An 8,312-nucleotide genomic window follows, 5' to 3' on the forward strand; every position below is an offset into this window, starting at 1 on the left:
TCTCTGTTGGCTTAGCAACTCATAATGAAGGGCTTATAGCGCTCGGCCAGTCTATGGCTAATCCGATGATGGGATACTACGCAGGAGCCATCATAATACTTCTAGCTGGACTTATGCCCCTCGTTGGGACAAGAGCTTTAACAAAGATTATAGTGGGGATGTTCACGTGTAACCTGATCGCTTATGTACTTTTAGTTTTAACTCTTCTCGCTGGTGGAAGGGAAGCGCTTATTACGGGACTTCGTGCGCACGGGATCGAACCCTCGGAGGTTGTAGAGGCGGCTAAACAAGGTGGGGCACTCTTAGGCTTCACCATCTCGGGAACGCTGTTGGGAGCGACATTCGCTTTTCAGAATAGCTGGGGGTACACAAACTCTGCCTACTTTGTAGGTGAATTAAAGGCTCCTAAGATGGCTCGGGCTCAGACGATTGCAGTATTAGGTAGCCTGATTGTTCTCCTCCTATTAGGTGCAGGGATCTTTGCCACACTCTACTATACAGCCGGGCCTGATTTATTCAATAGCCTTGTATGGGTTTGGAGGAGGGGTAGCGAAGTATATAAACTGCCACACGCCATGCCAGATCCCTTAGCACTTATGGGTTATGTGACAGACAACGTGCCCTTAATCACGGCTACTGGGTTACTGTGGTTCATAGGCTTCCTCACTTTTCCCATATCAGTTATCTTCGTATTCAGCCGCAACATCTTCGCCTGGTCTTTTGACAGAGTTCTTCCAGCTAGCTTCTCCGCTTTAACTCGGCGTACCGGTGCACCTTGGATTTGTATAATTCTCGCCGTAATAATTGCTGAAGTATGGAATTTCCTCTACGCCCAAACAACACTCGCCGCGTATCTAGTTTATGTGGGCATAGGCTGGTCCGTCGCGTGGACAATAGTCGGACTCGCTGGAACATTATTCCCATATCTCCGCCGGGACCTATTTGAAGCGGCGCCTGAAGTGGTGAAGAAGAGGGTAGGAGGTATACCTCTTCTCAGCATCTTTGGTGTTATAACGATGGCCTATTCGATTCTAATGGGCTACGCCATCGCTACACCAGAGTATACAGGAACCCTACCGATTGAGGGCGTAATCTACTCAACACTACTTGTTATTGTTCTACTACTCGCCGGGCCGGTCATATACGCAATCTCCTATGTATATCACAAACGCAAGGGTATAGAGCTTCACCTAGCCCACAGAGAGCTTCCAGTCGATTAAATCAATAAACAGCACAAGTAGAGTCGGCTAGAAGCTCCATCTCATATTTTTAGCTACGATCTTTCTCATTCGGGGTTGTCAAGAGTAGTCTATTTGACAGATACGAGGAGAGTTTGGAAAGAATGAGAAGCCATCACGCCAAACAGAGCGAACAAAATAGAGAACGTTATCTCGACAATCCCTCAACACATTAATATATAGCGAGTAGATTAGCTTAGATAGTGTTGAGCAGCCGTCCTCTTTCGTATGATGAGTATTTCGCAGAGGCGTCAACAATCTTAGATAAGGCCTTAAAATCTGGTGTCACTCTGAAGCTTATCGGCGCCCTCGCATTTATGAAGCACTGCCCGAGCTACGTAAAACTAGCTGAGAAGGCAAATAGGCCTCTTACAGACATCGACTTCGTAGGCTACAGTAGCCAACGTGATGAAGTTACACGATTATTTAAGAGCATTGGATACACTTATGATGTCTCAACATATATGGAGACCGCACTCTTAGGTAGACTCATCTTCACGAAGAAAGATAATCCCTTGCTACACGTTGACGTCTTCCTTGATAAACTACAGATGAGCCATACCATTGAGTTTAAAGAGCGCCTAGCTATCGAAAAGGAGACGATCCCCTTGGCTGAGATGTTTCTTGAAAAGATGCAGATCATTAAGATAGCTGAAAAAGATATTAAGGTTGTCATAATATTGCTTTTAGACCACGAAGTTGGGGATTCTGACGATGAAACGATAAATATTAGCCAAATCGCTAAAATACTTTCAAGAGATTGGGGCTTCTACTATACTGTGACACAAAACTTGCAGAGGGTGTTGGGTTACTTGGCTGGCTTCAACATATTAGGGGAACGTGACAAAGAAGAGGTGAGGAGAAAGATATTTCATATTCTAAGCTTCCTTGAGAAGACACCTAAATCTTTGAGCTGGAAGCTTAGGTCAAAAGTAGGTTCGAGAATCAAGTGGTACGAAGATGTAGAAGAGGCGGTGAGGCGTAGCGTTTGACACGCATATTCTTCGCTACAGACATCCATGGCTCCCAAAGATGTTTCATGAAGTTTGTAAATGCAGCCAAAGTTTATAGAGTAGATCACCTCATTCTAGGTGGAGATATAACTGGAAAGATGGTTATACCTATAATCGAAAAAGGAAGCTTCTACGAAGCAACATATTTTGGCAACACCTATAAGCTTCAATCCAACCAGCTCACAGAATTCGAGAAATTCGTAGCAGATACGGGGAACTATGCTTATAGAACATCCGAGAAAGAGATGGAAGAGCTAAGAAGTGATCGAGAGAAGCTCGAGACATTATTCAAGAGGCTCATATTAACAAGACTAGATAACTGGCTAAATACTATTAAGGAGAGGTTGAAACCGATGGGCGTTAAGGTATATATCTCCGGGGGTAACGACGACTTCTACGAAGTAGAGCAGGTTTTAAAGAGCTCCCCATACATCATCAATCCAGAGGGAGCTGTGGTGGATATCGATGGTCACGAGATGATAACATCCGGTTACTCAAATATCACACCTTGGAGGTGCCCAAGGGATATTTCAGAAGAGGAGCTTGCTGAGAAGATAGAGAGCATGACCTCAAAGCTCCATGAGCCAACACGAGCTATCTTCAACCTCCATGTACCACCTTTTAATTCCGGCATAGATCTTGCACCCAAGCTGGATGAAAACCTCAGACCTATTGTGGGCGCGACTGGAACGCCTGAGATGATTCCTGTGGGTTCTACTGCAGTAAGGGCAGCTATCGAGCGTTATCAGCCCCTTTTAGGTCTTCACGGCCATATTCATGAGTCAAGGGGCTTTGCTAAGATAGGGGTAACCCTATGTATAAATCCGGGAAGTGAATATTCAGAGGGTATTCTGCGGGGAGCCTTTATTGAGCTGAAGCAGGAGGGTATTAAACAATATCTTCTAACAGAAGGATGATTTAGCTAGCAGATGAAAAAAACACAGTCTGTCCCTGCCACCCTCCGATACCTTTGCGTAGACAAAATAGTCGATGCACTACCTACCCCCCTTTTGGGTAAAGAGGGCAGCAGAGCGCTAAGCAACCACCAAGGCTTATAGGAACTACTCGCCAGACGCTAAAAGCTCGGCTTCCTTCAGCTGAGAGACGATTTGCATAATCGGCTCTCTGACTTCGCCGGGATCACGTCCGATCACAGCGGCAACTTCTTGCACAACCTCTTCCGCTGTATTGCCTTCAAAGGAGCTCCATATGGCGATCACAGGGTCGCTGACAAGGTAAGCCATGCCTTTCTCGTTGACGAGCAGCTTTTCACCTTGAGGGGTTTCGCCCAACTGGCCCCTCCTAAACAGCTTTTCTGCAGCCATGGGTGGAGTGGCTTTTCCGCATTATATATTCCTTATGCTTAGCCATCACTACTCTATACGAACTTGATTCTATAGACTATAGGAATATTAGATGATGCTAATAGTTTAATATTGATGGGACATGGTTGAGAAATTGAGTATGATCGTCTTTTCTGGTACAGTAGACAAACTCTATCCAGTCAGCATCCTAGCTTCTGGTGCGGTAGCTATGGGTATGGATGTAGAGATCTTCATAACATTCTGGGGGTTAAACGCCTTCCGCAAAGATCAGATCAAACAGAACACGAAGATAAGCAAAGACTTTGAAGAAATGGGTGAGGCTATGATGAAGATGATGCAGGCTAAGAATGTACCATCCTGGTATGATATCTTAAAGCAGGCAAAAAGTGTTGGTAATGTTAAGATACACGCCTGCTCGATGACTATGGATCTGATGGGGATGACCAAGGAGCATCTGGACGACATTGTTGACGATGTAGTTGGAGTGGGAAGCTTCATAGACATAGCCAAGGACTCCAAAATAACCCTCTTCATCTAAGAGGCGAAGAAGATGGCTGAAATAAAGGTAAGCAGAACCGTAGATGCGAGAGGCAGCTTCTGCCCAGGTCCTCTAATGGAGCTTATTAGAGCTGTGAAAGAAGCGCAGATAGGAGAGGTTATAGAAGTCCTTTCATCAGACCAGGGATCTAAGCGGGACATACCTCTTTGGGTTTCAAAGGCGGGGCATATTCTTCTCAGCATCACCGAAAAAGAAGGCTACACCTCATTCCTAGTGAAGAAAGCTAAGTAACAATCGACACAAGTGGTTTACCGTTGAAGAAAATTTTGGTTTTAGGAGGCGGCGTTGGAGGCACAATAGTGGCTAACATCGTAGCCAGGAGATTAAAAGGGAACGCAGAAGTCACGGTGGTAGATAAGTCTGGGAAGCACGTTTATCAACCCGGATTTGTATATGTTGCTTTCGCCGAAGAGCGGGTCAATAATATCGTTAAAGATGAGAGGAGTCTTCTAAACAAGAATGTTAAGCTTATTATGAAAGAGGCTGTTAAGATAGATCCTAGGGATCGTAAAGTGCTTTTAGCCGATGGTGAACACTTAGACTACGACTACTTAGTGATAGCGACTGGTTCACGAATCGTTCCTGAAGAGGTTAAGGGTTTGAGAGAGGGTGCGCATCACTTCTACGAGGCTGATGCGGCTGAAGAACTCCGTCAGGCGTTAAAGAACTTTAACGGAGGTAAGGTTGTTGTCGGTGTGGGTGGTTTGCCTTATAAGTGCCCGCCAGCGCCAGCAGAGGCTGCTTGTCAACTCGACTACTACTTTGCAAAAAGAGGGATACGCGATAAGGTGCAGATAGAATTCCTCTCTCCACTACCTAGAGTCTTCCCATTGGAGTCGGTCAGCCCATTTGTGACAAAGATCTTTGAGGAGAAGCAGATAGCATACCGAACCTTTTTCAACGTGGATTACGTTGATCCACGAGCAAAGAAGGTGTATTCTTTGGAAGGTGAATCGGTGGACTACGATCTGTTGATCCTTGTGCCTCCACATAGAGGGGCTAAGGTTATTGAAGATTCTGGTTTAGGTGATCGAGGCGGCTGGGTTCCTACTGACAAATACACGCTTAAAGCAAAGGGTTTTAATGACATTTATGTGGTTGGGGATGCGACCGATATTCCTATTTCAAAAGCAGGGGCGACAGCTCACTATGAAGCTAAAGTGGTTGCTGAAAACATCGTAGCGCAGATAAAAGGTTATGGTGATCTTAGAGTGTATGATGGTAAGGTTCGCTGTTTCTGTGATGCTGGGTTTAAAAAAGGAATCTCGCTATCATTTGACTACACACACCCACCTAAGCCACCTTCAACTCTAACTCGAAGCGCCTACCTAGGAAAGGTAATACTTAACAAGCTCTATTGGTGGACCGTTCCCTCAGGTAGGTTCTAAAAATGGAGAATACGCTTAACAAGCGCATCTACCATATGCAAGCGGAGATATGTAAGGCTCTCGCAAATCCTATTCGAATCGAGATCCTTAATCTGCTTAAGACGGGAGAGAAGACTGTTACAGAACTTGCAAACCTCGTTGGGGTAAATCAAGCCAATTTATCTCAGCACTTAACCATACTTAGAAGTAAGAAGATTGTAGAAGCTAAAAGAGTCGGTAACAGCGTTTACTACTCATTAGCCAACCCAAGGATAATCGAAGCCTGTAACCTCCTCAAGCAGATCTTACAAGAACAGTTAGAAGCAGAAAGTAAACTCATTCCATTTAAACAGTAACCTAGTAGACTCATTTTATAACGAGAAAGGCGTTTCTGAAGACTTTGGATTAGGGAGCATAACGAATGTTGAGAATAAAAATTTGCTGTGCGAACATCAAGGAAGTACCGCTATGGCTGCAATCTCTATCTCCATGCCCTTCCGACCTAGCGCCGTCACGCCTATTAGATCTGATGGTATATCTGATGGGTCGATACCATTCTCTCTGAAGAATGCGTCTCTTGCCTCTGCCATTTCCTGGTACTTTTGAGAAGCTACGATGCCTTCTGGAAATTCCCCAGCTATGTAGTAGGTCAGCTTTACGATGTTGGAGAGTGAAGATCCCATCTCCTCCAGTCTCTGCTTGATCTTCTCCAATGCCAATCTCGTCTGCGCCTTTATACCTTCAACAGGCTTTAATGTCTCAGGATCGATTCCTTCGGTTCCCGCGAGGAAAACAAACCCTCCAGCGACGGCACCCTTCGCCCAATGCATACGCCGCCCAGCATAATAGAGAGGATACCTCTTTATCTCCACCAATTTCGTCACAAATAATCAAAGTCTTCTTATTAAATTTTTCCTGCGATCACACGAAGAAGGTAAAAAATAGGTTAAGATCATCGCTGTCATGATGTGTTGAGAGTTAAAAGCTGTCTACTTTTTAAAATATGCCGAGGGCAGGATTTGAACCTGCGACAGCCCGGTCTTCAGCCGGGTGTTAGAGGCTTACCTCTCTCCTTAGCCCGCCTTGTCAGGCTGAGCTACCTCGGCCCAACATAGGGTTTCTGGCTTAACCGCTATAAGACTTTCTGAAAGCTGACTCAACAAGCAGTTAAGAAGGTTTATAGGCTTAGCTTAAGCGTCTAAAAGGTGGTGTCGAAGGATGGGCGGGGCAAAGAAGAAGCCTCTAGCGAGTATGGAGAAGGCGCAACGTAAAGAGGCGGAGGAGGCTCAGCAGAAACGCAAAGAGGTTAAGCGTGAGCAGCAGAGCAAACAGCTAGGCACACTACAAATGAAGATGAGCGAAGAGCAGATTCTGAACACATTAGCGCCGTTGAAAGCTATCACAGTCTACGCTGCGGCAAAAGCGCTTGGCGTAAAAGCTTCTGTGGCGTCAGCCACATTAAGAAGCCTCTATCAGAAAGGGCTGCTGAGAAAAGAGGGCGGTTTCAGCGGGCACCCTATCTACGCTCTTAACCAGCGCACCTAGACCATCAAAGTAGTGTCGGTAAGGTTGCTGCCTAGCAGAAGCCTAGATAGGGTATCGAGCTGAACGTAGCATTTCAGATACTCTATCGCCATCTGGTTTATGATGCTTTCACCTTTCTTGGTTAGCGCATAGAGCCGCTTTCTAGCTTCGTTAAAGCTGGTTATGTAGCCTTGTTCTTCTAGGGTGCTTAGGGTAGGGTATACTGTTCCTGGGCTTAGTAGTATTTGGAATCTATCGTAGATGTAGGTTATTACATCGTAGCCTGAGATGGGCTTCTTTTTGATAAGACCCAGGATTATGAAGTCGAGGAAGCTCCTTACACATCTATATCTTATTTCTCTGCTTATATTGATATCTACGTTCGGTATCAGGGTCGTTCGCCTCCTACTATATTTTTACTGCAGTTAACCATCTTTACCCCGCATAATATACTATTTAGCAGTATATTAACTTTGCTAAAATATCTGAACATCAGTAACTGCGGTAGCGTTATAAGCAACTTAACCATAGAATTTGTGGAAAGAAGGTGCTAAGGACAGGGTTTGATTCGCTTGATGTCTCTTCTGCTGGACCTTTAGAGGGAGGGCTGAATCTTCTGCTGTCTGACAAACCTTTCGCTAAAACATATTTTATAGCGAGGTTGGTTAAAGCGACGCTTGAAAGCGATTGGGTTATTCACTACTTTGATCTTGACACCTTCTTTACCGTGTATAGGAACCTCAGCCTACTCAGCATACCTAACTCTGAAAACCTCCGCGTTTACAACCCAGAGAGCCACACACTAGATCAGTATATCTCAATCATTTGCTCAACTCTCACTAAGAAGCCGCAGCTCATAATCTTGGATTCTATACCAGCATTCTACCACATACTTGCCACCAGAAGCAAACCTTCCGAAGTAAATTGGAGAATAGGATTATACCTAGCCCTCTTATCGCAGCACATCAGAGCTAACAGGGGGGCGATCCTAGCAACAAGCCTACTTAGATTAAAGAAGGTCAGAGAAGATATGTGGATACCCTCATACCCTGGTGGTATGCTAACGAAAATCAGAAGCTCAACTATCTATGAGTTAAGGGGGAAAGATGATTATACGATGGAGTTGAAGGTCATAAAGCATGAGAAAAAAGGGCTTGAAGGGAGAAGCTGGTCTTTACCTCTAACCTTCTAGCGCTCTCAGCGAGTTTGCTGCTTCTTCGACTCTATCTGGGGTTCAAGTCTGCCCTCAAACAGTCAAAGCAGACATATGTTGATATACCAAGAGA

Annotated in this window: 12 protein-coding genes and 1 tRNA gene; 9 read left to right on the forward strand and 4 right to left on the reverse strand. The window is 45.1% G+C overall.

The annotated features are described in order from the left end of the window. Window positions 1-53 precede the first annotated feature (53 nt). The 3 genes from HA494_00940 to HA494_00950 all read left to right on the forward strand — a co-directional run bounded on the left by HA494_00940 (window position 54) and on the right by HA494_00950 (window position 3,168). Window positions 54-1,220: an APC family permease gene (locus HA494_00940; protein NHV96348.1), complete on the forward strand. Its 1,167-nt coding sequence runs from the start codon at window positions 54-56 to the stop codon at window positions 1,218-1,220. 224 nt (window positions 1,221-1,444) lie between these two features. Beyond that, window positions 1,445-2,230: a hypothetical protein gene (locus HA494_00945; protein NHV96349.1), complete on the forward strand. Its 786-nt coding sequence runs from the start codon at window positions 1,445-1,447 to the stop codon at window positions 2,228-2,230. Next, a complete protein-coding gene (locus HA494_00950; protein ID NHV96350.1) occupies window positions 2,227-3,168 on the forward strand; it encodes a metallophosphoesterase in 942 nt (313 codons plus the stop codon). The genes HA494_00945 and HA494_00950 overlap by 4 nt, the downstream gene beginning before the upstream one ends. A gap of 144 nt (window positions 3,169-3,312) precedes the next feature. Here HA494_00950 and HA494_00955 read toward each other — a convergent pair whose 3' ends face one another. Next, window positions 3,313-3,543 carry a hypothetical protein gene (locus tag HA494_00955; protein ID NHV96351.1) on the reverse strand — a complete coding sequence of 77 codons (231 nt, stop codon included), beginning with the start codon at window positions 3,541-3,543 and terminating at the stop codon, window positions 3,313-3,315. Window positions 3,544-3,697: 154 nt separating this feature from the next. On the opposite strand from HA494_00955, the gene HA494_00960 reads away from it, so the two are divergent. From HA494_00960 to HA494_00975, 4 genes are read left to right on the forward strand one after another with little or no spacing between them, the layout of a single operon-like run. After that, window positions 3,698-4,114, forward strand: a complete 417-nt coding sequence (locus HA494_00960; GenBank protein NHV96352.1) for a peroxiredoxin — start codon at window positions 3,698-3,700, stop codon at window positions 4,112-4,114. A 12-nt stretch (window positions 4,115-4,126) separates the two neighbouring features. After that, window positions 4,127-4,366: a sulfurtransferase TusA family protein gene (locus HA494_00965; protein NHV96353.1), complete on the forward strand. Its 240-nt coding sequence runs from the start codon at window positions 4,127-4,129 to the stop codon at window positions 4,364-4,366. A 2-nt stretch (window positions 4,367-4,368) separates the two neighbouring features. Beyond that, on the forward strand, window positions 4,369-5,523 hold the full coding sequence (locus HA494_00970) for an NAD(P)/FAD-dependent oxidoreductase (GenBank protein ID NHV96354.1): 1,155 nt from the start codon (window positions 4,369-4,371) through the stop codon (window positions 5,521-5,523). Window positions 5,524-5,525: 2 nt separating this feature from the next. Next, window positions 5,526-5,858 (forward strand): winged helix-turn-helix transcriptional regulator, encoded by a 333-nt coding sequence (locus tag HA494_00975; GenBank protein ID NHV96355.1) that lies wholly within the window; start codon window positions 5,526-5,528, stop codon window positions 5,856-5,858. A 96-nt stretch (window positions 5,859-5,954) separates the two neighbouring features. Here HA494_00975 and HA494_00980 read toward each other — a convergent pair whose 3' ends face one another. Beyond that, complete coding sequence (locus tag HA494_00980; GenBank protein NHV96356.1) at window positions 5,955-6,377, reverse strand: RidA family protein; 423 nt, start codon at window positions 6,375-6,377, stop codon at window positions 5,955-5,957. A 129-nt stretch (window positions 6,378-6,506) separates the two neighbouring features. Continuing rightward, window positions 6,507-6,608 (reverse strand) — tRNA-Phe (locus HA494_00985). Window positions 6,609-6,720: 112 nt separating this feature from the next. Between HA494_00985 and HA494_00990 the strand changes: the two genes are divergently transcribed. Then, window positions 6,721-7,047: a MarR family transcriptional regulator gene (locus HA494_00990; GenBank protein NHV96357.1), complete on the forward strand. Its 327-nt coding sequence runs from the start codon at window positions 6,721-6,723 to the stop codon at window positions 7,045-7,047. Here HA494_00990 and HA494_00995 read toward each other — a convergent pair. Then, entirely contained in the window at window positions 7,044-7,418 is a 375-nt protein-coding gene (locus HA494_00995) for a PadR family transcriptional regulator (GenBank protein ID NHV96358.1), read from the reverse strand. The genes HA494_00990 and HA494_00995 overlap by 4 nt on opposite strands. Before the next feature lie 155 nt (window positions 7,419-7,573). Between HA494_00995 and HA494_01000 the strand changes: the two genes are divergently transcribed. Then, window positions 7,574-8,218 (forward strand): hypothetical protein, encoded by a 645-nt coding sequence (locus HA494_01000; protein ID NHV96359.1) that lies wholly within the window; start codon window positions 7,574-7,576, stop codon window positions 8,216-8,218. Window positions 8,219-8,312: the final 94 nt, after the last annotated feature.

It is taken from the genome of Nitrososphaerota archaeon (assembly GCA_011605775.1).
Classification (GTDB): domain Archaea; phylum Thermoproteota; class Nitrososphaeria; order Nitrososphaerales; family JAAOZN01; genus JAAOZN01.

Coding starts and splice junctions, on each gene's coding strand:
- HA494_00940 (NHV96348.1), top strand. CDS start 54: ATGGCTAATCCGATGATGGGATACTACGCAGGAGCCATCATAATACTT.
- HA494_00960 (NHV96352.1), top strand. CDS start 3,698: ATGGTTGAGAAATTGAGTATGATCGTCTTTTCTGGTACAGTAGACAAA.
- HA494_00965 (NHV96353.1), top strand. CDS start 4,127: ATGGCTGAAATAAAGGTAAGCAGAACCGTAGATGCGAGAGGCAGCTTC.
- HA494_00975 (NHV96355.1), top strand. CDS start 5,526: ATGGAGAATACGCTTAACAAGCGCATCTACCATATGCAAGCGGAGATA.
- HA494_00990 (NHV96357.1), top strand. CDS start 6,721: ATGGGCGGGGCAAAGAAGAAGCCTCTAGCGAGTATGGAGAAGGCGCAA.